Genomic DNA, 22,489 nt, shown 5'->3' on the forward strand with positions numbered 1-22,489 from the left:
GCTCAGCTTTGCAGTTTCTTGATGGTCGCCGTGGTGCTCTGCCCGGCGACAAGGCGTGACACCTTCACCTCGCCGCCATAGGCCCGCACGATATCGGCGCCCACCACCTGATCGACCGTATAGTCGCCGCCCTTCACGAGAAGGTCGGGCTTCAGCAGGTCGAGCAAAGGCTCCGGCGTGTCGTCGGCGAAAATCACCACGAGATCTACCAGACCGAGCGCGGCCAGAATCTGGGCACGATGGCGCTCGTCCTGCACGGGACGGGTCGGCCCCTTGAGCTTCCGCACGGAAGAATCGGCATTGATGGCCACCACCAGCCGGTCGCATTGCGCGCGCACTTCCGAGAGCAGCGCGAGATGGCCGGGATGCAGCAGATCGAACACGCCGTTGGTGAAGCCGATACGCTCGCCGCGGCTGCGCCACAACGTGACGCGTTCGGCGGCCTGCGGCGCTGTCGCCACCTTGGCCGCGATACCATGCGGATCAGGCATATGCAGCGCCAGCCGCAATTCCTCGGGATGCACCACGGCGGTGCCGATCTTGCCCACCACGATGCCGGCAGCGGCATTGGCAAGGCGGGCGGCCTGTGGCAGCGAACGGCCCACGGCCAGCGCCGCGGCAATCGTCGCCACGACGGTGTCGCCGGCACCTGACACATCGAACACTTCGCGCGCCTCGGCTTTGAGATGCAGTGGCGCAGAGTCTTTACCCTGAACCAGAGTCATGCCGGCACTGCCGCGCGTGACCAGCACATTGGCGATGCCAGCGTCATTCACCAGCTTGCGCGCAGCATTCACGGCACTGTCATCGTCGGCACAGCTTTCGCCAGTGGCAAGTGCGGCCTCGGCGCGGTTCGGCGTCACCAGCGTAGCGCCCTTGTAACGGCGATAATCAGTGCCCTTGGGGTCGACCAGGATCGGCTTACCGGTCTTTGCGGCGGCCTTGACCAGTCTGGACAGCACGCGATCACCGACAGCGCCCTTGGCATAATCCGACAGCACCAGCACGGCATTGTCGGCCAGCGCATCAAGTGCCGCCTTGATCAGGGCGTCGACGGCCTCGTCCGACGGCTGCGCTGAACTTTCGCGGTCGACGCGCAGCAACTGCTGACGGCTGCCGATGAAGCGGGTCTTCTCGATGGTATGCCAGGCCTCGTCGATGACGAGATGCGCCTCGACACCGGGTTCGAGCGCCAGCACCTCGTTGAGCTGGTCGGCGGCAACGTCGTCGCCGGCCAGGCCGAGCAATGCGACCTTCGCCCCGAGCGCGGCCAGATTTCGCGCCACATTGCCGGCGCCGCCGGGCATGACGATCTCGCGCTCAATCCGCATGATCGGGATCGGCGCCTCGGGCGAAATGCGGTCGACGCCGCCATACACGAAGCGGTCGAGCATCACATCACCCACCACCAGCACGCGGGCGGCGGTGAAATCGGCGGGATCGGCGGCGACGTCGGACATGGCTTTTCGATACACCGACAGGGGGTTAAACGCCAGCCTTTAAAGGGATTTTCAGGTCTGGAGCAGGCGCCGGCCGGCCCCTTCCAGCACCAGCGCGGTCAGCCGGCCGGTGGTATAGGCCCCGGTATCGACGCCGATGCGGTTCGGCCGCCATTCCACCTCATGCACGATGGTATGGCCGTGCACCACGATCAGGCCGTGGTCTGTTTCGGAGTTGAGGAAGGCGTCGCGAATCCAGATCATCTGTTCGCGGCTCTGCCGGTCGAGCGGCAGGCCCGGCTTGATGCCGGCATGGACGAACAGGTAATCGCCATACTGCGCCTGCTCCGGCAGGCTGCTGAGAAACTGCTTGTGATGCCGCGGCATGGCGCCGAGCAGCGCGCGCTGGGTGAACAGCAGTTCGTCGAAGGATGCCGGCACCTTCACCTTGTAGCTGCTGAGCGTGGCATCGCCGCCATTGCTGAGCCAGAGCGAAGCGCCATAAGGCGCATCCATAAACTGCAACAGCATGTCTTCGTGGTTGCCGAGCAGCGCCACGGTTTCGACGCCGGAGAAGCGCGGGCCGGTAAAGCGCGGGCGGGTCAGCCGTTCGATCACGCCATGCGAATCCGCGCCGCGATCGACATAATCGCCGAGATAAACGATGACGGTTTTTTCCGGAGCGGTACTGAGATCGGTTTCGATCTTGTCATGCAACTGATCCAGCAGATCGGCGCGGCCATGGATATCGCCAATGGCGTAAACACGGAGTCCGGGCGGCAGCCGGGCCTCCTCGATCAGCATGGATTACTGCGGCGAACGCTTGGCGAGGATGCGCTGCAGGGTGCGGCGATGCATCTTCAGCCGGCGTGCCGTCTCCGACACATTGCGGTCGCAGAGTTCGAAAACGCGCTGGATATGTTCCCAGCGCACACGCTCGGCCGACATCGGCTCGTCCGGCGGCGCTGGATGCGCGGCGTTGCCCACACGCAACGCACGATCCACATCGTCGGCATCGGCCGGCTTGGGCAGGTAGTCAGCCGCACCCGCCTTCACGGCAGCCACGGCGGTGGCGATGTTGCCATAGCCGGTGAGCATGACCACGCGGGCATCCTGCCGCACCTGACGGATGGCGGTGACGACATCCAGGCCGTTGCCATCGCCCAGTTTGAGATCGACCACGGCATAGGCCGGCGGCTTGGCCCGGGCCATCTGGATACCGATCGCAACCGATTCCGCAGTCTGCACCACGTAGCCGCGCTTTTCCATTGCGCGCGCCAGGCGCAGGCGCAGCGGTTCATCGTCATCAACGATCAGCAGGGACATATCAGTCATGCAGGCAATGTACCGTAGCGGAGCAGCAGCGCAACCCTTGCGACGCTACCGCCCCAGCTCACGCGGCCAGTTCACTTCAACCTGGGTGCCACCAGCAGCGGGTCGATTGGCGAAGGCGACCGAGGCCCCGCTGCGGCGCAGCAGGTTCATGGCAATGAATACGCCCAGCCCCATGCCGCCGCTGTCGGGACGGCTGGTCACGTAAGGCTCGCCGAGCGCGGACAGAATGTCGACATTCATGCCCGGGCCATCATCGAGAATCCGCAGGCGGATCAGCCGGTCGTCCCAGTCGACCTCGACATCCACGCTGCCGCGGGCGAATTCCATCGCATTCTGCATCAGGTTGCCCAGGCCATGCAGGATTTCCGGCCGGCGCGGCAGTAAAGGCGGCGTGCCGGTGCCGATCAGGCGCACGGCAAAGGCAATGTCGTCACGCCGCCAGGGCTGCGCCACCATTTCCATCATGTTGGCGATGCCGAGATCGGCAAAAGCTTCGGGGTCGGAGGTGGCCGAAGGCCGGCGCGACAGGCGTGCAAGAATCTCCCTGCAACGATCGACCTGACTCTGCAGCAGCGCAACGTCTTCCGACAGCGCATGTTCCGCCGGCAGGTCGCGGCCGATCTCTTTCACCACCACGGCGATGGTGCCAAGCGGCGAACCCAGTTCATGCGCGGCTGCCGCCGCCAGCCCGCCCAGAGCCGAGACCTGCTGTTCGCGTGCCAGCGCCATCTGCGTGGCGGCCAGCGCGTCCGACATGCGGCGGGCTTCTTCCGCCACCTGCCAGGCATAGGCGGCAAGGAACAGCGTGCCGAGCACCAGCGCGATCAGGTTACCCCATTGCAGCAGCTGCGGCTGCAGCACTTCCGCCGGATTGCTCCAAGGCAACGGGAAATGATGGATGGTGATGACGACCGTCAGCGCAAAAGCCAGCAGGCCCAGCATGACGGTGGAGCGCAGGGTGAGAATGGTGGCCGAAACCGTGACCGGCACCAGGATCAGCACCGTGAAGGGATTGTCGATGCCGCCGGTGAGGAACAGCAGGATGCAGAGCTGCACCAGATCGAAAGCTAGATAGGCCGTGGCGCCCTTCTCGCTCAGACGCTTTGCCGTCGGATAGACGACGAACAGCAGTATATTAAGCATGGCCGAGATGCCGACCACACCCAGTGCCGGCAGCAGCGGCAGCTTGAAGTTCAGGCCGAAATGTACGAACAGGATCGCCAGCAGCTGGCCGATGATGGCGATCCAGCGCAGCAGCACCAGCGTCTGCAGGCGCACGCGACCGGCCGGCTCGTCTGCCGCGCTCAGATGCGGACCGAGACGTTCGCGCAGGCTGTCGAGCAGCGTCGTCATCAACGCCAAGCTTTCATCAGCGCCAAGCTTTCATCAACGCATGTCTTCGTGCCAGTTGCGGCCATCACGCTCGATCAGGCCGATGGCGGCAGATGGCCCCCAGCTGCCGGCATTGTACGGTTTCGGCGCGTCGTCCTGCCCGGTCCAGGCTGCCAGTATCGGCTCGGCCCAGCGCCAGGCGGCTTCTACCTCGTCGCTGCGCATGAACAGCATCGGATTGCCGCGCACCACATCCATCAGCAGGCGTTCATAGGCATCGGGCTGACGGCCCCGGAAGGCTTCGGCGAAGCTGAGGTTCAGCGGCGCGGTGCGTAACCGCATGCCACCTGGTCCCGGCACCTTGCTCATCATATGCAGCGCAATGCCTTCGTCCGGCTGCAGCCGGATCACCAGCCGGTTGGGCACCACGTCGCGTGCGGCGGCCGGGAAAATCAGATGCGGGACGGGCCGGAACTGCACGACGATTTCGGAATGCCGCACCGGCAGGCGCTTGCCGGTGCGTAAGTAAAACGGCACGCCGGCCCAGCGCCATGTCTCGACTTCGGCCTTCACGACCACGAAGGTTTCCGTATTGCTCGAATGGCCGAGTTCGTCGAGATAGGAGGCCGCAGCAGCCCCCTCGACGCTGCCGCGGGCATACTGGCCGCGTACCGTCTTATCGCCCACTTCGCGGTCGGTGATCGGGCGCAGCGCTTCCAGTACCTTGAGTTTCTCGTCGCGCACCGCATCGGCGGCGAATTCGTTCGGCGGCTCCATCGCCACCAGGCAGAGCAGCTGCAGCAGGTGGTTCTGGATCATGTCGCGCAATGCGCCGGCATGATCGTAGTAATCGGCGCGGCCCTCGACGCCGATCCTCTCGGCCACCGTCACCTGTACATGATCGACGACGCCGCGATGCCAGATCGGCTCAAATAATGCATTGGCGAAGCGCAGCGCCATCAGATTCTGCACCGTCTCCTTGCCGAGATAATGATCGATGCGGAAGACGCGGTTCTCGGGGAAGGCGGCGGCGACAGCCTCGTTGATGGCGCGCGCCGAGGCGAGATCCTGGCCGATCGGCTTTTCCAGCACGACGCGGGCTTCGGCGCTGTTGAGTCCGGCCCTGGCCAGCTGCGTGCAGATCGGGCCGAAGAACCGCGGCGCCATGGCGAGATAGAAGACGACGATGCGCTCGTCGCCGCCATCGAGTGCCGATTTCAGGCTCTGATAGTCGTCGCTCTTCTGGGCATCCAGCGTGAGATAGCGGAAGCGCTGCAGGAAGCGGTCGGCGCGCGCGGCATCGAAGTCATCCGCCGCGACATGCTCCCTAAGGGCGGCAGCCGCCATCTCGCGGTAATCCGCATCGCTCATGGCACCGCGGGCGACCGCGAACAGCCGCGCATCGTCATTCAGCTGTCCGGCCACGTCGCGGTGGTACAGCGCCGGCACCAGCTTGCGCAGCGACAGGTCGCCGGTGGCGCCGAAAATGACAAGATCGAAGGAGAAGCTGCCGCTGGGGTTTGTCATGCCGATACCGTGGCAAACTCGGCGCGCCTAATCAATTGCCCTAACCCTCAATGAAATGCGGTTCGGGCTTTTCATGCAGCGCGTCAAAATGCACCAGCGCCGGCTTTGACCCGAGCGGCTGCGGCCGGCCATGTGCGAAAGCCACCTCGCCGCGATCGCAATCCACACTACGGACATAGCCATTGATGTAGAGCCGCCGGTCGGCCGGCGTGACATTGATGCCCGAGCCATGCACCAGATAGGGCGACCACAGGGCCAGATCGCCCGGCGCCAGTTCGAGATCCACCGCCGCTGCCGGATCGAGGCCGACAGCCCGCAAGGCTTCGTCCTGCATGGTCTGGGCGAGGATCGGGCCATCTGACCCGAGGCCGAGATCACCCATCAGATGGCTGCCCGGAATCACTTTCATAGCGCCGCTGGCGCGCGTATGCGCATCGATCGCGAGGCCGGTCTGGATGTAGGAATTCGCCAGGTCGCGGAAGGCTGTGGCCGGGCGGCGGAAGCGGCTGTCCTGATGATAGGCGAATTCCACTTTCGCCGCGCCCGGCGGCTTCCAGTGCATCTGGTTGATGACCTGCTTGAGATTGTCGCCGAGCAGCGGTTTCAGCACAGCGACGAAACGCAGATCGAGGCGCACGCGATCCAGCAGCGCATTGCGCCAGGAGGGCCACTGCACCATGCGCAGGATGCGCCCCAGATGCGGATCGTCGCCCAGCCGGAACAGCAGGTTGCCATGCCGGAAGCTGCGGCCCAGTGCGAGGCCTTCGGCCTGCAGCCGGTCGAAGGCGGCGGCGATCTCGGCCACCTCCCCGGTCGAAAACAGGCCGCGGACCACCGCATAGCCGTCGCGGGCATAGGCCCGGCGGAACATGTCGGGGTCCGGCAGGGCCATCGGCCAGTCATGGCCAAGCTGCCCTTGAGGGTTATTTGTCGCGGAATTCGGTACAGGCACTTGTGGATAACTCCGAGTCGGCCCCGTCGGGCTAAGAGCTTAGCTGCAGCATTTCCATAGATTCTTGTGGATAATGGACAGAGTCCGGTTGACCAAATCTCAATTTTGGAGCCTTTACTCGATCTAGCGGCCAACGCCGATCAAGGGGGCTAGATATGGTATGGACTGACGAAAAGGTTAAACTCCTGGTGCAATACTGGGAATCCGGCCAGTCGATCACCCAGATCGGCAAGCAGCTGGGCATGACCCGCAACGCTGTGGTGGGCAAAGCCCACCGCATCGGCCTGGCCAAGCGCGCCTCGCCGATCATGCGCAGCGAAAAGCCTGCCCAGCCGCGTCCGGCGGCCACGCATGGCGGCGGCTCGAGCAGTGGGGGCGGACATACGGCTGCAGCACCCGCCCCCGCCCGAGCCCCCGTGCAGGTGCGCGAAGACGCAGCCACTCCTGTAAGCCATAGTCAGGCTTCGCAGGCTCAACTGACCGCCGCGATGCTCGCCGCGCTGACGCCGTCGACCGGCCCGCGCTGCAAGTGGCCGATCGGCGACCCGAAGAGCTCTGAATTCGATTTCTGCACGCATGTCGCGCTGCCGGGCAAACCCTACTGCGCCTCGCATTGCGCTGCTGCCTACACCAATTGGAATCCGGAGAGCGCCGTCGAGGCGGTCAAGGCGATCAACGCCGCCTGATCCCTCGGGGACCGGTTTCCATAAAAAAGCCCGGCTGGGGAAACCCGCCGGGCTTTTCCTTTTGTGGTGACGCTGCGCTTATGACGCGGCCTTCATCTCCACCGCGTCCATGCAGTTCACCATCCAGGGCGTACCGAAACGGTCGGTGACCGTGCCGAAAGCCTTGGCCCAGAAAGTCTGCATCAGAGGGCTGGTGACAGTGCCGCCCTGCGACAGCGCGTCGAAAATACGGCGCGCTTCCGCTTCGCTGGTGAGGTTCAGCGTCACCGAGATGCCCTGCATCTTTTCCTGCGGCATGTTCGGCGGCGCATCAGACGCCATCAGCGAAACACCGCCAACTTCCATGCAGGCATGCATGATCAGGTTTTCCGCGCCGGTCATGTCGGGCGCGCAACCGGTGTCGGGCTGCGCTTGACCTTCGGGCATCGGCGGCGCATCGCTGTATTTCATCATGGCGACGACCTTGCCGCCGAGATGCTTCTCGTAATAGCGAAATGCCTCTTCGCAATTGCCGCTGAACATCAGATAGGGATTGATCTGCACGCTACGTTCCTCCTCATGTGACTCTCTGGGTTTGAATACTGCAGGCCGCTGACAGCTACGGTCAGCATGATGATGTCAGGACAAGGCGCGCAGATCGGTGCGCAACTCGTCCAGGCCCGTCGCCGTGACCATTCGATCCAGCACGGCATGGGTCGCGGTCCAGATCGGCATTGCCTGCACCATCAGGTCGCGACCGGCACGCGTCAGCGTCAGATGCTTGCTGCGACGATCGTCCGCATCGGTTTCGATTTTCAGCAGGCCACGCCGCTCCAGCGGCTTGAGATTGGCGGTGAGCGTCGTGCGGTCCATCGCCAGCAGACTGGCGACCTGGCGCATCGGTGCCGGCTCCGGACGGTTCAGCGACATCAGCAGCGAGAACTGCCCGTTGGTGAGATCGAGTGGCCGCAAGGCTTCGTCAAACCGTCGCGCCACGGCGCGTGCCGCGCGCTGCACATGCAGGCACAGGCAGGTGTCGCGCACCATGATGGTGGTTTCATATGGCAGTGGGTTGGCAGCAGTGTCTGGAGAGGCCTTTGACATCCAGTCATTATGTTGATATCAACTCTTTTGTCAAGCGGAGGGCCTTTAAGTGCTCGGCGGCAAAACTGCAGTGATTTACGGCGGCGGCACCATAGGCGGCGCGGTCGCCCGCGCCTTCGCCCGCGATGGCGCCCGGGTTTTCCTGGCCGGCCGCAATCCGGCCAAGCTCTCGACTGCGGCCAATGACATCCGCGCTGACGGCGGGCAGGCCGACATCACCGAACTCGACGCGCTGGATGAAATTGCCGTCACCCGCCATGCCGAAAGCGTGGCGGCACAGACCGGCGGCATCGACATCACATTGAACGCAGTCGGCATCGCCCATGTGCAGGGCGTGCCGCTAGCCGAACTCTCGCTGGAGGATTATTTCCTCCCCGTCTCGGTCTATACCCGTACCAACTTCATCACCGCCAAGGTAGCCTCACGACATATGCGGCGCGACGGAGTGCTGTTCCTGCTGGCCACGCCCGCCGGCAGCATGCCCGGCCCCGGTTTCATGGGGCATAATTCAGCCTGCGCCGCCATCGAGGGCATGACGCGACACCTGGCCGGCGAACTGGCCTCCAGCGGCATCCGCGTGATCTGCCTGAAAAGCCATGCCATCCCCGAAGCGGCGAAGGCCGGTTCGCACAGCGCCGGTGTTTTCGCCGAGGTGGCGACGCGCATGGGCAGCGATGTCGACACTATGCTGGGGGGCGCGGCACAATCCACGCTGCTGCAGCGTTTGCCCACACTGGAGCAGATCGCCGAGACTGCCACTTTCCTCGCGTCCGACCGTGCCGGCGCCATCACCGGCGCCATCGTCAACCTGACCTGCGGCGCGCAGGTCGATTGATCCTGTCCAGGAGCAAGCCCATGAACGTTCTGCCGGATGTCGTTTCGCGTGCGCAGTGGCTCCAAGCCCGTCACGCTCTGCTGCTGAAGGAAAAGGAAATCACCCGTGCGCGCGATGCGCTGAATGCCGAGCGCCGCCGCCTGCCCGTTGTCGCCGTGGACAAGGACTACAGCTTTGAAACTCCGCAGGGCCGCAAGAGCCTGCTGGAGCTGTTTGAAGGCCGCAGCCAGCTGGTGGTCTATCACTTCATGTTCGATCCCGCAGATCCGCCGCCGGGCCAGACACACCCCTACAGCGAAGGCTGCCCCGGCTGCTCGCATGTCGCCGACAACATCCCGCATCTGTCGCATGTTCATGCCCGCGACACGGCTTTCACCATGGTCTCGCGCGCACTGCTTACCAAGATCGCGCCGTTCAAGCAGCGCATGGGCTGGACCATGCCCTGGGTGTCATCCTTCGGCAGCGATTTCAACTATGATTTCGGCGTCACCATCGACCCTGCGGTCGCGCCACCGGAATACAACTACCAGGATGCTGCGGCATTGCAGGCCAAGGGCCAGCTTGAGCATGTGAAGGGGGAGTTGCCGGGCCTCAGCGTGTTTCTGAGAGACGGCAAACGCATTTATCACAGCTATTCCACTTTCGGCCGCGGCCTGGATGGGCTTTTGAATACCCATAACATTCTCGACCTGACGCCCTATGGCCGTCAGGAGGGATGGGAGGACTCGCCGGCCGGCTGGCCGCAAAGCAAGGACTTCTGGCTGCGGCATCACGACAAATACGATGGCCAGACCAAGGTCGCGCCGGAATGTTGTCAGGATTAACAAGAGAGAAGGACGAAAGAGCGATGAGTTATGTGGATGGTTTTCTGATCCCGGTGCCGAAGAAGAATCTGGCTGCCTACATGAAGATGTCGAAGAAGGCTGGCAAGATCTGGCAGGAATACGGCGCCGTTGGTTATTACGAATGCGCCGGCGATGACATGAATGCCGCCTTCGGCCTGCCCTTCCCCAAGCAGATGAAGCTGAAGAAGGGTGAAGTGCCGGTCTTCTCTTTCATCATCTACAAATCCAAGGCCCAGCGCGACAAGGTGAATGCCAAGGTCATGAAGGACCCGCGCATGGAGGCGATGTGCCCGGATCCGAAAAAGATGCCCTTTGACGTCAAGCGCATGGCTTTCGGCGGGTTCAAGACGATGGTTCAGTACTAAAGCCACTGCAATGCACGGAAAGCCCGGCGGAACAATCCGCCGGGCTTTTCGCATTTCAGGCGAAGGGATACGGCCCCTGGAAAGTGCCGATCGGGCAATGATGCGTGATCAGCCCGGTCTCCACGCGCCAGTGATGCAGCAGGAAGGCCGGGGGCTCAAGATAGGAAGCCGGTTTCGCATCGGGCTGCAGCTGCAGGGCAATCGTGGTCGTGGTGCTGGGCGCCGTGCAGAGCGCCGTTCCGCCAAAGCGCAGCTGCATGAAACGGTGTACATGGCCGCAGGTGATACGTTCGACATTGGGGAAACGGTGGATCAGCGCCGCCAGCGCTTCGCCGCCTTCACACCAGTACGGATCCATGTAGGGGATGCCGGTGGCAAACGGCGGCTGGTGCAGCATCAGGATGGTCGGCCGGTCCGGCGCGGCTGACAGAACTTCGTCCAGCCAGGCAATCGCGGGCCCATCCACCAAACCATGATGCTGGCCGGGAATTGTGACGTCCAGCGCGACAATTCGCACCGGGCCGCGATCATCAACCACATAATGAAGCGGGCCATCGCCACGGGGTAGATAGGCCTGATCGGCAAAGGCCGTACAGAAGGCCCGACGCTCGTCGTGATTCCCAGGAATGACCAGATACGGAATCTGCAGCACGGCCAGCAAGGCCCGGGCCATGGCATATTCCGTCGGATCGCCATGATCGACGATATCGCCGGTCAGCAGCACCAGATCGGGACGCGGATCAAGGCCATTCAGATGCTGCACGGCGGCAGAAAACATCGCGTTGGAATCGACGACGCCCTGATAGAGCTGGCCCTGTGGCCGGATATGGGGATCGGAAATCTGGGCGATCAGCATGCCTGGCCAGTATAGCCGGGCAACAGGCCGAAGTCAGTCTTCGAGCAGCCGCTTTGGATGCAGGCCGTTCACAAAGCCCATGAAGGGCGGGTGGATGCTGTAGCCCAGCAAGCGGCGCATATGCTCGCTGCACTGTTTCACACGTTCACGCGAGACCGACAGGCTGAAATTCTCCTGCTGGCGGCACCAGGGCGCGCAATACTGCGCCGTGACGCAGAGCCGGCTGCGGTCGGTGACATTGGCACCGCCGCCATGCCACAGCGTGCCGACGAAGAACAGCACCGAGCCGCTCGGCATCACCGCCGGGATGGCGCGTGCGATATCCTCCGGCCCGGGCATGCGGCCATCCCATCGGTGGCTGCCAGGAATCAGCAGCGTCGCACCATTCTCGAAGGTGAAATCGTCGATCGCCATGATCGTGGCCGCGCCAAGTGCTGCACGGGGTCGGGCCACACGATAAAAGGCATCGTCGTGGTGCAGCGGTTGTGCCGCCTCCCCTGGCTGGATGTCGATGGCCTGCAATTGCGACAGCAGATAGTTCGGCTCCAGTAAACGATCCAGCAGCGCCAGAATCACCGGATGCTCGGCCAGCGCGTTGCAGGCCAGCGTCTTCTCAACCACGGCGTATAGCCGCCTGGTGCCGAAGCCCTCGAAACTGTTGCGACCAAGATGCTGGTGGAAATGCGGCTCCAGTGCGGCGCGCATTTCCGCAGTCTCCTCGGCTGTGAACAGGTTCTGCAGGATCACATAGCCATCGCGCTCGACCTGCGCCATCAGGCCGTCGACCAGCGCAGGATCGACCGGATCCTGGCTGCCCGCCGTGGAGCGGTATTTGCGGGCGAGCTCGGCATTGAAATATTCGCTGACGTCTTTGACGATCATCTTTTCCATGCCGAGCCCTTCCCGTCTCGATGCCTAGTCGCTGAGAGCAGCAAAGCGCCGCTGGTGGAAATCGGCATTGCCGAAAGTGGTGTCGAGCATCATCAGCCGCTTCATGTAATGGCCGACATTGAGTTCGTCGGTCATGCCCATGCCGCCATGGATCTGCACCGCCTGCTGGCCGACGAAACGCCCCGAACGGCCGAGCTGGACTTTCGCCGCAGCCGCCGCCTTGGCGCGATCTTTCGGCTCGGCAGCGGCCTTGAGCGCAGAGAGCAGCGCCAGCGAGCGCGCGCTTTCGACCTGCATCATCATGTCGACCAGGCGATGCTGGATCACCTGGAAGTCGCCAATGGGGCGGCCGAACTGCTTGCGGGTTTTCGCATAGGCCAGCGTGGTCTCGTGCAGGGCCGCCATGGCGCCGACGGCTTCGGAAGCCATATAGGCAATCGCCTGGTCGATCACCGCCTCGACAGCCGGCATCGCATTCGCCGGATCGCCCAGCACGGCCAGCACCGGTGCATGATCAAGCTGAATGTCTGAGGCGCGACGATTGTCGACCGTGCGGTAGTCATGCCGCGCCACGCCGGCGCCCGAGGCATCGACGACGAACAGCCCGAGGCCTTTCGCGTCGGTGTCGCCGCCGGCCGAACGCGCCAGCACGATCAGCTTGTCGGCGCTGGCAGCATCCCAGACCACGATCTTCTTGCCGCTGAGCGTCCAGCCGTCGCCGGTCTTCGTGGCCTTGGCGCGGGTTTCATTCAGCGCGAAGCGCGAGCCGTGTTCGGCATGGGCGAAGGCCCATTTCGCCTTGCCTTCGGCGATGGCAGGCAGCCATTCGGCCTTCTGCCTGTCGTCACCCGCGGCCTGGATCAGTCCGGCGCCGAGGATCACGGTAGAGAAATACGGCTCGGCCACCATATGACGGCCGAAACGCTCGGCCAGCAGCATGGCATCGACCGCGCCGCCGCCCAGGCCGCCAGCTTCTTCCGGCAGCGGGATGGCGAGCCAGCCGAGATCTGCCATGGTCTTCCAGTTTTCTTGTGCATAGCCGAGATCGGTCTTCACCAGCTTGCGCCAGCGTTCGAAATCGTACTTGTCCTGCAGCCAGCTTTCGACGCTGTCGGCCAGCAGGGTCTGTTCTTCGGACAACTGGAAATCCATGGGACGTTCTTTCCTGTCTTAGCTTTTCGTCGCGATCAGAGGCCCAACACCATCTTGGCGATGATGTTGCGCTGAATTTCGTTCGAACCGCCGTAGATCGTGGTGGCGCGATAGTAGAGATAGCTTTCCATGCGGCCCTGCGCGTAGTCAGGCCCGACCGGCGGCTGGTTCGAACCATCCGGGCGGTGCTCGTAAGGCGCGGCGTAATAGCCAAGCGCCTCGCAGGCCAGTTCGCTCAGGTTCTGCTGGATTTCCGAGCCGCGGATTTTCAGCATGCTCGCTTCGGGCCCCACGCCCTTGCCGGCATTCTCGGCCGCCAGCATGCGCAGGTTGGTGTATTCCAGTGCCAGCAGGTCGATCTCGACCGCCGCCACCTTGGCGCTGAAGTCGGCGTCTTCCAGCAGCGGACGACCGCAGGCCTGTTCGGCGCGGGCAATTTCCTTCAACCGCTTGAGACGCTGTTTCGACGTTGCGACTTCGGCGATGCCGGTACGTTCGTTGCCGAGCAGGAACTTGGCATAGGTCCAGCCCTTGCCTTCCTTTCCGATCAGATTGGCCTTGGGCACGCGCACATTGTCGAGGAACACCTCGTTGACGCTGTGGCCTTCATCGATCGAGATGATCGGCCGCACCTTCACGCCCGGATCGGTCATGTCGAGCAGCAGGAAGGAAATGCCCTCCTGCGGCTTGGCGTCGGGATCCGTCCGCACCAAGCAAAACATCATGTTCGCGTGCTGCGCCTGGGTGGTCCAGATCTTGTGGCCATTCACCACGTAATGATCGCCGTCGCTTTCGGCGCGCGTGCGCAGGGAGGCGAGATCAGAGCCCGAGCCCGGTTCGGAATAGCCCTGGCACCACCAGTCTTCCATGCTGACAATGCGCGGCAGGTATTTCTGTTTCTGCTCTTCAGTGCCGAAGGTGTAGATCACCGGACCGACCATGCTGATGCCGAACGGCACCAGCGGCGGCGCATCGGACGACGCGCATTCCTCATCGAAGATATAGCGCTGCACGGGAGTCCAGCCCGGACCGCCATATTGCGTCGGCCAGTTCGGCGCACCCCAGCCGCGCGCGTGCAGAATCCTGTGCCAGGCGACGAAGTCAGCCTTGTCGAGATGGATGCGTTGCCGCGTCTTTTCCGCCAGCGTGGGCGGCAGACTGCTGCGAATGAATGCGCGCACCTCTTCGCGGAAGGCGCGTTCGTCGGCCGTGAATTCGAGATCCATGGCGTTTCTCCCTGTAACGGCGGCAAGGTTAGGACCAGCGGCCGGATCAGGCAAGCACGTGACGCTGCGGAAGGCCTTGCAATCAGGTGATTCGCTTGCTCAAGTCGCGCCGTAACGGAAGGACAGTGTGATGACGTTTGATCCTGCGGCAGCGGGCTGGAAACTGCGGTCCGGCCAGGGGCCGTTCACCCGAGAGGTCGGCCCGATCTGGGTGAAACGCGAAAAAGACGGAGCGGACGGTTCGGCTTACGCCCTGCAGGCGGAAGAACGCCACACCAATTCGCTCGGCGCGGTGCATGGCGGCATGCTGATGACGCTGGCCGACCATGTGCTGGGCTGGATGGTCTGGGATGCCGTGGAGCGCGCCCCTGCCGTCACCGTATCGCTGAACAACCAGTTCATCGCCTCCGCCAAGGCCGGCGATTTCATCGAGATGCGCGGCCGCATCGTGCGCAAGACCCGCAGCCTGATTTTCATCCAGGGCGACGCCACGGTGGACGGCAAGATTGTGCTCACCGCCGAAGGCATCTGGAAGGTGCTCGGCCAGAACTGAGCTCTGGACTGGCCCCTCTTATCTCTGACGCTTGCGCACGATCTTCCTGGCCGGCAGCAGATCGGCGAATGTCGGCTCGCGCTTCTGCTGCTGCGCCGTGATCGCCTCCATCAAGTCGGCGGTGAGGAACATGCCCGACTGCCACACCTGCATGTAGTTCAGCGCATCGGCGACGCTGTGGTCGCGCGTGTAGTTCAGCATTTCCTTGGTGCCATGAATGGCCAGCGGCGACTTCGACGCGATGCTGCGTGCGGTGTCCAGCGCATGCGCCAGCATCGCCGCCTGGCTGTCGAACAACTGGTTCACCAGGCCGGATCGCAAGGCCTCGTCAGCCATCATGCGCCGGCCGGTATAGGCCAGTTCGCGCACCAGCCCCGACGGCATCAGATGCGGCAGACGCTGCAGCGTACCGACATCGGCGGTCATGCCAATGTTGATTTCCTGGATGCAGAACCAGGCATCCGTCGTGCCGTAGCGCATGTCGCAGGCCGAGATCAGGTCGACACCGCCGCCGACGCAGCCGCCCTGAATTGCAGCGATCACCGGCACGCGGCATCTGTCGATCACCGCGAAGCTTTCCTGCATTTCGGCCACCGCGCGGCGAAACTGCTCGCCGACCCGGCCGCGGTCGCCGGTCAGCATGTCGCCGGCGATGGTCCCGAAAGCGGACAGATCGAGCCCGCCGGTGAAATGCTTGCCGGTGGAGGAGATCACCACGGCGCGGATTTCGGGCCGATCCTCGATCTCGGCGAAGACATCGACCATCTCCTGCCAGAAGGGCAGGATCATCGCATTGGCCTTGTCGGGCCGGTTGAACACGATCTGCGCGACATGGTCGGCGGTGGTGAAATCGAAGGTCTTGTAGCTCATCGTTTCCTCCATTGAGGCCTGACGCTGCGTCAAGGCTGGCGACCGGCGGTCTGCGCCGTTAGAGTCGCAAAAAATATCTCGCAAGGATTAAAGGGAAGAACCATGCCGATTGTCTATGACGAACTGCTCGCGCTCGACATTCCGGTCCGCGAGGTCAACTACAGCGACCGCGAGACCATGCTCTATGCGCTCAGCGTGGGCATGGGCCAGGACCCGATGGATCTCGCCGAACTGCCCTTCGTGTTCGAGAAGAGCCTGAAGGCGCTGCCGAGCCTCTCCACCGTGATCTGCTGGGACGACAGCTGGACGCCGCGCACCGGCATCAACTACGTCATGGTGGTGCATGGCGAACAGCGCATCACCATCCACAAGCCGCTGCCGGCCAGCGGGCGCGTGAAAGCGAAGGTCCGCATCAAGGACGTGTTCGACAAGGGTGCCGGCAAGGGCGCAATCATGCTGGTGGAAAACACCATCACCGACGCGACGAGCGGTGAGAAGCTGGTCACGCTGCTCTCCAGCACCTTTGCCCGCGGCGACGGCGGCTTCGGCGGGCCGGTGCGTAAACCCGAGGACCTGCCGCCCAAGCCGCATGCAATCCCGGACCGCAAACCTGACGCCGGCGTGACGCTGAAAACGCAACCAAACCAGGCGCTGTTCTACCGTTTATGCGGCGACCGCAATCCGCTGCATGCCGAGCCGGCCTTTGCCGAGGCGGCCGGCTTCCCGCGCCCGATCCTGCATGGCCTGTGTACCTATGGCATCGCGGTGCGCGCCGTGGTCAAAGCGGTCTGCGATCATGATCCGTCACGCATCGCTGATATCAATGCGCGCTTCACCGCACCGGTTTTCCCCGGCGAGACGATCCACACCGAAATCTGGCGCGACGGCAATATCGTGTCGTTCCGCGCCCGCCTGATGGAACGCGACGTGGTGGTGCTCGACCATGGACGGGTGGAACTGCGCGACTAGCGCTTCAGCTTGACGTCGCCCGGCTTGCGGTGATTGCCGGGCTTGTCGTCGAGGCGCAGCGGCTCCATCTGCGGCACAGGCTCCGGGTAGCCAAACAGATAGCCCTGGCCGTAATCGATGCCGAAATCGAGCAGCAGGCGCGCCTGGTCTTCGGTTTCAACCATCTCGGCCACCGTGCCGATGCCGAGCTCCTTGCAGAGCCAGACCATGCCCTTGAGGATGGCCTGATCGCGCATCTGGCCCGCGCTCTGCAACGCCTTCACATAGGCGCCGTCGATCTTGACGTAATCGACCTCGAGCGCCTGCAGATACGGGAATGACGCAGCACCCGCGCCGAAATCGTCGAGGCAGACAGAATGACCATCATCACGCAGCTGCCGCACGGCATTGGCGGCATGCACCAGATTGGTGATCTGGGTCGATTCCGTGATCTCGAAAATCAGCTGCTTGCGCAGGCCCGGATCGTCAGCGAGAATTTCACGCAACGCGGCCATAAAGACCGAACTTTCCAGGCTGTGGCCAGACAGATTCACCGCCACGTCGAGGATTTCGCCCTGGCGACGGCGCTCGGACAGCAGCTCGACCACGCGATGCACCACGGCCAGATCGAACTCGCCGATCATATGCACGCCTTCGGCCAGACGGATGGTCTCAAACGGCGAGCCGCCGTCTTCAAAGCGCGACAGCGCCTCGTAATGATGCAGCGTGCGGGTATCAAGCCGCACGATGGGCTGAAACACCAGGTCGAACTTCCGGCCAGACACGGCCGAGCGCAGCGCGCGCACCCGCGACACGGTTTTCTGCAGCAGCGCCTTCAGGCTTTCCTCGGTGGAGTGCAGCGCAAAGGCCGCAGCACCCTCGCTGGCGAAACGATCGACGGCAAAGGCCATGGCGCTGGCGGCATCCTCGTCGCTCATCGCTTTCTGGTGCAGGTCCAGCGTCGCGCCGCGCACGCCAACACCCTTCGCGGCGTCTTCGGCGGCCGGAACGCCGCTCTGCTTGATCAGTTCGCGCACCTGCGCAGCGACGGCTTCCTGGTCGATGCTGTTGGCATGCAGGATGCCGTATTTCTCGGTGTCGATCAGGCCCGCGGTGTCGCCGCTGATCGACTTGGCGCGGATCAGCGCGCCGACATCGCCCATCAGGCTTTCGCTCTCGTCGGGCGGCAGGCTGTCGACCAGTTCTTTCAGGCCGACGATCTCGATCAGCGTCAGCTTCACTTCCGAGCCAAGTTCGCGCGCCAGTTTCAGGCGGTCGCCGGCCAGGGTTTCGAAATCTTCCGCCGCCAGCAGGCCGGTCTGGTAGTCGCGTTTGTTGGCCAGCGCGGTTTCGGCCAGCGGCAGGCGCGCATTCGACAGCGTGATGTAATAGCGCCCGTCCTGGCGCGGCAGGCAGCAGCCGCCGAGGATGCAGATCGCGCCGGCAGTGCCATCGGCCTGCAGCAAGCGCACCGTGACCGGCTCGATGCGGCCGCCAACCGCGAGGCCGCCCAGCAGGTTCATCAGGAAATGGCGATCGCCGTCATCGATCAGTTCGGCGAATTTCTGGCCGACCAGCCCTTCGGCCTCGCAGCCGGCAATCAGGCGGGCGGCACCGGATGCGAAGGTGATCAGGCCGTCGCCGGACACTTCGAGCATCAGGTCGGCCGCGGAGAAGGCGAAGGCGACGAAACGGTCGCGCTCCGCCCGCATGTCCTTGGCGCCCATCCTGGCCTCACCTGAAAGCATGAAAATCTGCCCCGGAGTGTGCCAGCCAGCGCGATTCCGCGCAACCCGGCGGCCGCTTTATGCACAGGCGTCTGCCGGGGTGTCGAATGAACCGAATTGGCCTGACGCTGCGCCACGTTGCGCTGACCCCGCCCGGTTCCTAGAATGGCGGGCAGAAGGCTGGCGCTAGCCGGCCGCGTGTTTGAGGTCTAGGGGGACAAAGAATGACCGCTCCGTTTTGGGAAAAATCCTATCCGGCCGGCGTAACCTGGGCGCAGAATTTCCAGGCCAAGCCGATCTGGACCATCTTGGACGACGCGGTTGCCCGCTTCGCGCCCAACCCCTGCCTCGACTTCATGGGCAAGGGCTATTCCTATGCCGCCGTGTCCGATCTGGTCGATCGCGCCGCCAAGGGTTTCCAGCAGCTGGGCGTCGGCCCGGGTGTGCATGTCGGCCTGTTCCTGCCCAACACGCCGCATTACGTGATCTGCTTCTTCGCCATCCTCAAAGCCGGTGGCCGCGTGGTGAATTACAGTCCGCTCGATGCCGAACGCGAGCTGCGCTACAAGATCGAAGACAGCCAGACCGACATCATGGTCACGCTCGACCTCAAGGCACTGTATCCGAATATCGGCAAGATGCTGGGCACCACGCGACTGAAGAAGGTGGTGGTCTGCCGCCTGCCGGATGTCCTGCCCTTCCCCAAGAACCTGCTGTTCCCGCTGGCCAAGGGCAAGGAAATTGCCCAGGTGCCGAAGGACGACAAGCATATCCGCTTCACGGATCTGGTTGCCAATGACGGCCGCTACACGCCGCATCCGGTGAAGGACCCGGCCGAGGAAGTGGCGATCCTGCAGTATACCGGCGGCACCACCGGCCAGCCCAAGGGCGCCATGCTGACGCATGGCAACATCACCGCCACCGTGCATATGTACGGCGCCTGGACCGAGAAGAACGACGCCCTGCAGTTGGAAGATGGCAAGGAACGCGTGCTGATGGTCCTGCCGATGTTCCACATCTACGGCCTGAGCGCCGTACTGCTGCGTATGCTGACCATTGGTGCGCAGTTCTTCCTGCATCCGCGCTTCGAGCTGAAAGCGGTGATCGAGGATCTGCACAAGAAGAAGATCAGCATCTTCCCCGGCGTGCCGACCATGTATGCCGCCATCGTCAACATGGCGACCCTGAAGGACTACGATCTCTCGGCGCTGAAGTTCTGCGCCTCGGGTGGCGCGCCGCTGCCCGTGGAAGTGCAGGACAAGTTCGAGCAGGTCACCGGCCACAAGATGATCGAGGGCTGGGGCATGACCGAAACCTCGCCGGCCGGCACGCAGACCATCTATGGCGGGAAGCGCAAGCGCGGGTCCTGCGGCCTGCCGCTGCCCGGCATCATGATCGAGATCGTTGATGTTGATGATCCGCTGAAGCTGAAAGGCGTCAACGAGACCGGTGAAATCTGCATCACCGGCCCAAATGTGATGAAGGGTTACTGGAACAAGCCGGAAGCGACGGCGGAGGCCTTTGCCGGCGGTCGGTTCCATACCGGCGATGTCGGCTATCTCGACGAGGAAGGCTATGTCTTCATCGTCGACCGCAAGAAGGACATGATCCTGTCGGGCGGCTTCAACGTCTATCCGCGCAACATCGAGGAAGCGATCTACGAGCATCCTTCGGTGGAGGAATGCACCGTGATCGGCATTCCCGACCAGTATCGCGGCCAGTCGGCCAAGGCCTTCATCAAGCTGAAGCCCGACGCCAAGCCATTCACCTTCGACGAGTTGAAGACCTTCCTGAAGGACAAGCTGGGCAAGCACGAGATGCCGGCGGCGATGGACATCCGTGACGCCCTGCCCAAGACCCTGATCGGCAAGCTGTCGAAAAAGGAACTGGTCGAGGAAGAAAAGCAGAAGGCAGCATCGGGCAACTGACGCCGCTGAAGAGCCCAAAAGAAAAAGCCCCGGGATGACCGGGGCTTTTTTTGTTTCTGCGCCGCCGCTATTCCGCAAGCCTATTCCGCAGCTTGGGCCTTGCCCAACCCCTCGTCCCAGGCCCGCAGCGCCTGCGCCGCCGGCTGCACACGCTGGCGCTCGGCTGCATTCAGCCCTGTCAGTAACGGCAGCATCGGGCCCATATCGGCAATGCCGGCAAGGGTAACGGCATCGTGCAGCGTGCGGATCGGGCTGATGCCGTCGCGCAGGTCTTCCAGCGGCAGGAAGGCTTCGCGCAGTCGCTCGGCCGTGGCCCAGTCCCCGTGCTTGATTGCTCCCAGAATGGCCATCGAGCCGCGCGGCGCCAGGCAGACCGAACCTGACGTGAAACCGCCGAGGCCGAACTGGCGCAGATGCGTGATCGCCGGCCGCTCGCCGATGCCGCTGATCACCAGCCTGGAATCGACATGGTCGAGCAACTGCTTCAGATAATCGTCCTTGGCCGGGTCGGCACGCACCGTGCCGTATTTGATGGCGCAGACCGAGCCGTCCTTCATCAGGCGGCCGGCGGCGGCCGGCGCGATGTAATTGTCGGATTTGATGTAGAGCAGCAGCGGCTTGCCCATGGTGACCGCAGCACGACGCAGGCCGGTTTCGATCCCGTCCGACGTGGCCGGGAAGGTCATCGGCAGCGCCATGGCTGTTGGCACCTTGGACCCACGCAGAATGCGGGCCTGGTCGATCAGCTTGCCATAATCCGGACCAAACGACGGGATCAGCCATGTATCGGAGCTGACGGCATCGACCAGGAAGTCCAGCACCTCGGCATATTCGCTGACCGAGATGTTGTAGAAGTTGGCGTTACCGCCATACATCAAACTGCGCACGCCGCCGGCTTCCATATAGCCAATCAGCTGGCGGTTGGCGTCCTCGTTCAGGGTCAGGTCGGCATAGCGCGCCAGTGGCGGTACTGCGAACACTGATGCGGCAAGGTCGGCCGCAACAACGGGCGAAGTCTTCATTCTGCTCGCCCCCTCAGCTGCGGCCGATATGGCCGCGGAACCGCTTGGCCAGATCGCGCGTGGCCTTGGTGAGCAGGCTCTGATCGACGCCGACGGCGACGAAGGTGAAGCCGGCATCGAGGTAGCGCCGCGCATCGTCTTCATTCACCGCCAGGATGCCGGCCGGCATGTTGGCGGCCTTGCAGAGTTCCAGCGCGCGCATGATCTCAGCCTGCGCTTCGGGATGCGCGGCATTGCCCAGATGGCCAATGCTGGCCGAAAGGTCGGCCGGCCCGATAAAGATGCCGTCTACGCCGTCCACAGCCGCCATTTCCGGGATCTTGTTCACGGCATCGCGGGTTTCGGCCTGCAGGATCACGCCGAGTTCGTTTTCCACCGTGGCGTAATAGTCGGTGATCAGGCCATAACGGTTGGCCCGCGTGTTGCCCGCCACGCCGCGCACGCCCTTCGGCGGATAGCGGGTTGCCGCGATGGCCTTCTTGGCCTCTTCGACATTCTGCACGAACGGCAGCAGCAGATTCGGCGCGCCGATATCCAGAAACCGCTTGATCATCACCGTATCGTTCCAGGCCGGACGCACCACCGGGCTGGCGGTGTTGGCGTCCACCTGCATGGCCTGCAGCTGCTGCAACACCATGGGCACTTCGTTGGGCGCGTGTTCGGTGTCGATCACGATCCAGTCGAAGCCGGCCGTCGCCAGAATTTCTGCGGCGGTATTGCTGCAAAGCGAACACCAGAGTCCGATCTGCTGCCGCCGCTCCTTAAGCGCGCGTTTGAACGTGTTGGCGGGCAGTTTCATGGTTTTTGTTTCCTCCGGCGATCCTTGAACGGACGATGATACAACAAAGAATAAATGGCGGCGATACAAGGGTGAACTGTGCTAAAAACGCACAATAGGTCCGGCCGGGACAGGAACC

At 63.4% G+C, this 22,489-nt stretch carries 23 protein-coding genes; 7 read left to right on the plus strand and 16 right to left on the minus strand.

The genetic code is table 11. The features are described 5' to 3' along the window. Window positions 1-2: 2 nt before the first annotated feature. Genes hldE through FNB15_RS00115 form a run of 6 tightly spaced genes read right to left on the minus strand, consistent with a single transcriptional unit; the run spans window position 3 to window position 6,525 of the window. Entirely contained in the window at window positions 3-1,460 is a 1,458-nt protein-coding gene (gene hldE, locus FNB15_RS00090) for a bifunctional D-glycero-beta-D-manno-heptose-7-phosphate kinase/D-glycero-beta-D-manno-heptose 1-phosphate adenylyltransferase HldE (RefSeq protein WP_144066760.1), read from the minus strand. A gap of 51 nt (window positions 1,461-1,511) precedes the next feature. Beyond that, window positions 1,512-2,243, minus strand: a complete 732-nt coding sequence (locus FNB15_RS00095) for a metallophosphoesterase family protein (protein ID WP_144066761.1) — start codon at window positions 2,241-2,243, stop codon at window positions 1,512-1,514. 3 nt (window positions 2,244-2,246) lie between these two features. Beyond that, window positions 2,247-2,774 (minus strand): ActR/PrrA/RegA family redox response regulator transcription factor, encoded by a 528-nt coding sequence (locus tag FNB15_RS00100; RefSeq protein WP_144066762.1) that lies wholly within the window; start codon window positions 2,772-2,774, stop codon window positions 2,247-2,249. 45 nt (window positions 2,775-2,819) lie between these two features. After that, the gene (locus tag FNB15_RS00105; protein ID WP_144066763.1) at window positions 2,820-4,127 is read right to left on the minus strand and encodes an ActS/PrrB/RegB family redox-sensitive histidine kinase; all 1,308 of its coding nucleotides are present in this window, start codon (window positions 4,125-4,127) and stop codon (window positions 2,820-2,822) included. A gap of 33 nt (window positions 4,128-4,160) precedes the next feature. Next, window positions 4,161-5,633: a glucose-6-phosphate dehydrogenase gene (gene zwf, locus FNB15_RS00110; protein ID WP_144066764.1), complete on the minus strand. Its 1,473-nt coding sequence runs from the start codon at window positions 5,631-5,633 to the stop codon at window positions 4,161-4,163. A 40-nt stretch (window positions 5,634-5,673) separates the two neighbouring features. Continuing rightward, complete coding sequence (locus FNB15_RS00115) at window positions 5,674-6,525, minus strand: phytanoyl-CoA dioxygenase family protein (RefSeq protein ID WP_144066765.1); 852 nt, start codon at window positions 6,523-6,525, stop codon at window positions 5,674-5,676. Window positions 6,526-6,740: 215 nt separating this feature from the next. Between FNB15_RS00115 and FNB15_RS00120 the strand changes: the two genes are divergently transcribed. Next, entirely contained in the window at window positions 6,741-7,271 is a 531-nt protein-coding gene (locus FNB15_RS00120; protein WP_144066766.1) for a GcrA family cell cycle regulator, read from the plus strand. Window positions 7,272-7,349: 78 nt separating this feature from the next. Here the strand turns inward: FNB15_RS00120 and FNB15_RS00125 are convergent, their stop codons facing one another. Beyond that, complete coding sequence (locus FNB15_RS00125; protein ID WP_144066767.1) at window positions 7,350-7,814, minus strand: VOC family protein; 465 nt, start codon at window positions 7,812-7,814, stop codon at window positions 7,350-7,352. Between the two features lie 75 nt (window positions 7,815-7,889). Then, window positions 7,890-8,354, minus strand: coding sequence for a MarR family winged helix-turn-helix transcriptional regulator (locus tag FNB15_RS00130; RefSeq protein WP_144066768.1), 465 nt, complete (start codon window positions 8,352-8,354; stop codon window positions 7,890-7,892). Window positions 8,355-8,403: 49 nt separating this feature from the next. On the opposite strand from FNB15_RS00130, the gene FNB15_RS00135 reads away from it, so the two are divergent. Genes FNB15_RS00135 through FNB15_RS00145 form a run of 3 tightly spaced genes read left to right on the plus strand, consistent with a single transcriptional unit; the run spans window position 8,404 to window position 10,399 of the window. Further along, the gene (locus tag FNB15_RS00135) at window positions 8,404-9,189 is read left to right on the plus strand and encodes an SDR family NAD(P)-dependent oxidoreductase (protein ID WP_221932706.1); all 786 of its coding nucleotides are present in this window, start codon (window positions 8,404-8,406) and stop codon (window positions 9,187-9,189) included. A gap of 20 nt (window positions 9,190-9,209) precedes the next feature. Beyond that, the gene (locus FNB15_RS00140; protein WP_144066769.1) at window positions 9,210-10,013 is read left to right on the plus strand and encodes a DUF899 domain-containing protein; all 804 of its coding nucleotides are present in this window, start codon (window positions 9,210-9,212) and stop codon (window positions 10,011-10,013) included. 23 nt (window positions 10,014-10,036) lie between these two features. Next, window positions 10,037-10,399, plus strand: coding sequence for a DUF1428 domain-containing protein (locus FNB15_RS00145; protein WP_144066770.1), 363 nt, complete (start codon window positions 10,037-10,039; stop codon window positions 10,397-10,399). A 55-nt stretch (window positions 10,400-10,454) separates the two neighbouring features. On the opposite strand, the gene FNB15_RS00150 is transcribed toward FNB15_RS00145, so the two are convergent. Genes FNB15_RS00150 through FNB15_RS00165 form a run of 4 tightly spaced genes read right to left on the minus strand, consistent with a single transcriptional unit; the run spans window position 10,455 to window position 14,524 of the window. After that, the gene (locus tag FNB15_RS00150; RefSeq protein WP_144066771.1) at window positions 10,455-11,255 is read right to left on the minus strand and encodes a phosphodiesterase; all 801 of its coding nucleotides are present in this window, start codon (window positions 11,253-11,255) and stop codon (window positions 10,455-10,457) included. Window positions 11,256-11,288: 33 nt separating this feature from the next. After that, on the minus strand, window positions 11,289-12,146 hold the full coding sequence (locus FNB15_RS00155) for a phytanoyl-CoA dioxygenase family protein (RefSeq protein WP_144066772.1): 858 nt from the start codon (window positions 12,144-12,146) through the stop codon (window positions 11,289-11,291). A 24-nt stretch (window positions 12,147-12,170) separates the two neighbouring features. Next, complete coding sequence (locus FNB15_RS00160) at window positions 12,171-13,298, minus strand: acyl-CoA dehydrogenase family protein (RefSeq protein WP_144066773.1); 1,128 nt, start codon at window positions 13,296-13,298, stop codon at window positions 12,171-12,173. Window positions 13,299-13,333: 35 nt separating this feature from the next. Next, window positions 13,334-14,524 carry an acyl-CoA dehydrogenase family protein gene (locus FNB15_RS00165; protein ID WP_144066774.1) on the minus strand — a complete coding sequence of 397 codons (1,191 nt, stop codon included), beginning with the start codon at window positions 14,522-14,524 and terminating at the stop codon, window positions 13,334-13,336. A 130-nt stretch (window positions 14,525-14,654) separates the two neighbouring features. On the opposite strand from FNB15_RS00165, the gene FNB15_RS00170 reads away from it, so the two are divergent. Continuing rightward, window positions 14,655-15,077: a PaaI family thioesterase gene (locus FNB15_RS00170; RefSeq protein WP_144066775.1), complete on the plus strand. Its 423-nt coding sequence runs from the start codon at window positions 14,655-14,657 to the stop codon at window positions 15,075-15,077. A gap of 18 nt (window positions 15,078-15,095) precedes the next feature. On the opposite strand, the gene FNB15_RS00175 is transcribed toward FNB15_RS00170, so the two are convergent. Next, window positions 15,096-15,947: a crotonase/enoyl-CoA hydratase family protein gene (locus FNB15_RS00175; protein WP_144066776.1), complete on the minus strand. Its 852-nt coding sequence runs from the start codon at window positions 15,945-15,947 to the stop codon at window positions 15,096-15,098. Between the two features lie 102 nt (window positions 15,948-16,049). Here FNB15_RS00175 and FNB15_RS00180 point away from each other — a divergent pair, with 102 nt between their 5' ends. After that, the gene (locus FNB15_RS00180) at window positions 16,050-16,916 is read left to right on the plus strand and encodes a MaoC/PaaZ C-terminal domain-containing protein (protein WP_144066777.1); all 867 of its coding nucleotides are present in this window, start codon (window positions 16,050-16,052) and stop codon (window positions 16,914-16,916) included. Here FNB15_RS00180 and FNB15_RS00185 read toward each other — a convergent pair. Further along, complete coding sequence (locus FNB15_RS00185) at window positions 16,913-18,643, minus strand: EAL domain-containing protein (RefSeq protein ID WP_144066778.1); 1,731 nt, start codon at window positions 18,641-18,643, stop codon at window positions 16,913-16,915. The two genes, FNB15_RS00180 and FNB15_RS00185, sit on opposite strands and share 4 nt — an antisense overlap. A gap of 203 nt (window positions 18,644-18,846) precedes the next feature. Between FNB15_RS00185 and FNB15_RS00190 the strand changes: the two genes are divergently transcribed. Continuing rightward, window positions 18,847-20,550, plus strand: a complete 1,704-nt coding sequence (locus FNB15_RS00190; RefSeq protein ID WP_144066779.1) for an AMP-binding protein — start codon at window positions 18,847-18,849, stop codon at window positions 20,548-20,550. Between the two features lie 80 nt (window positions 20,551-20,630). Here FNB15_RS00190 and FNB15_RS00195 read toward each other — a convergent pair whose 3' ends face one another. After that, window positions 20,631-21,572, minus strand: coding sequence for a dihydrodipicolinate synthase family protein (locus tag FNB15_RS00195; RefSeq protein WP_144066780.1), 942 nt, complete (start codon window positions 21,570-21,572; stop codon window positions 20,631-20,633). Between the two features lie 13 nt (window positions 21,573-21,585). Continuing rightward, window positions 21,586-22,371, minus strand: a complete 786-nt coding sequence (locus FNB15_RS00200; RefSeq protein WP_144066781.1) for an HpcH/HpaI aldolase family protein — start codon at window positions 22,369-22,371, stop codon at window positions 21,586-21,588. Between the last annotated feature and the right edge of the window lie 118 nt (window positions 22,372-22,489).

Source organism: Ferrovibrio terrae, assembly GCF_007197755.1.
Taxonomy (GTDB): Bacteria; Pseudomonadota; Alphaproteobacteria; order Ferrovibrionales; family Ferrovibrionaceae; genus Ferrovibrio; species Ferrovibrio terrae.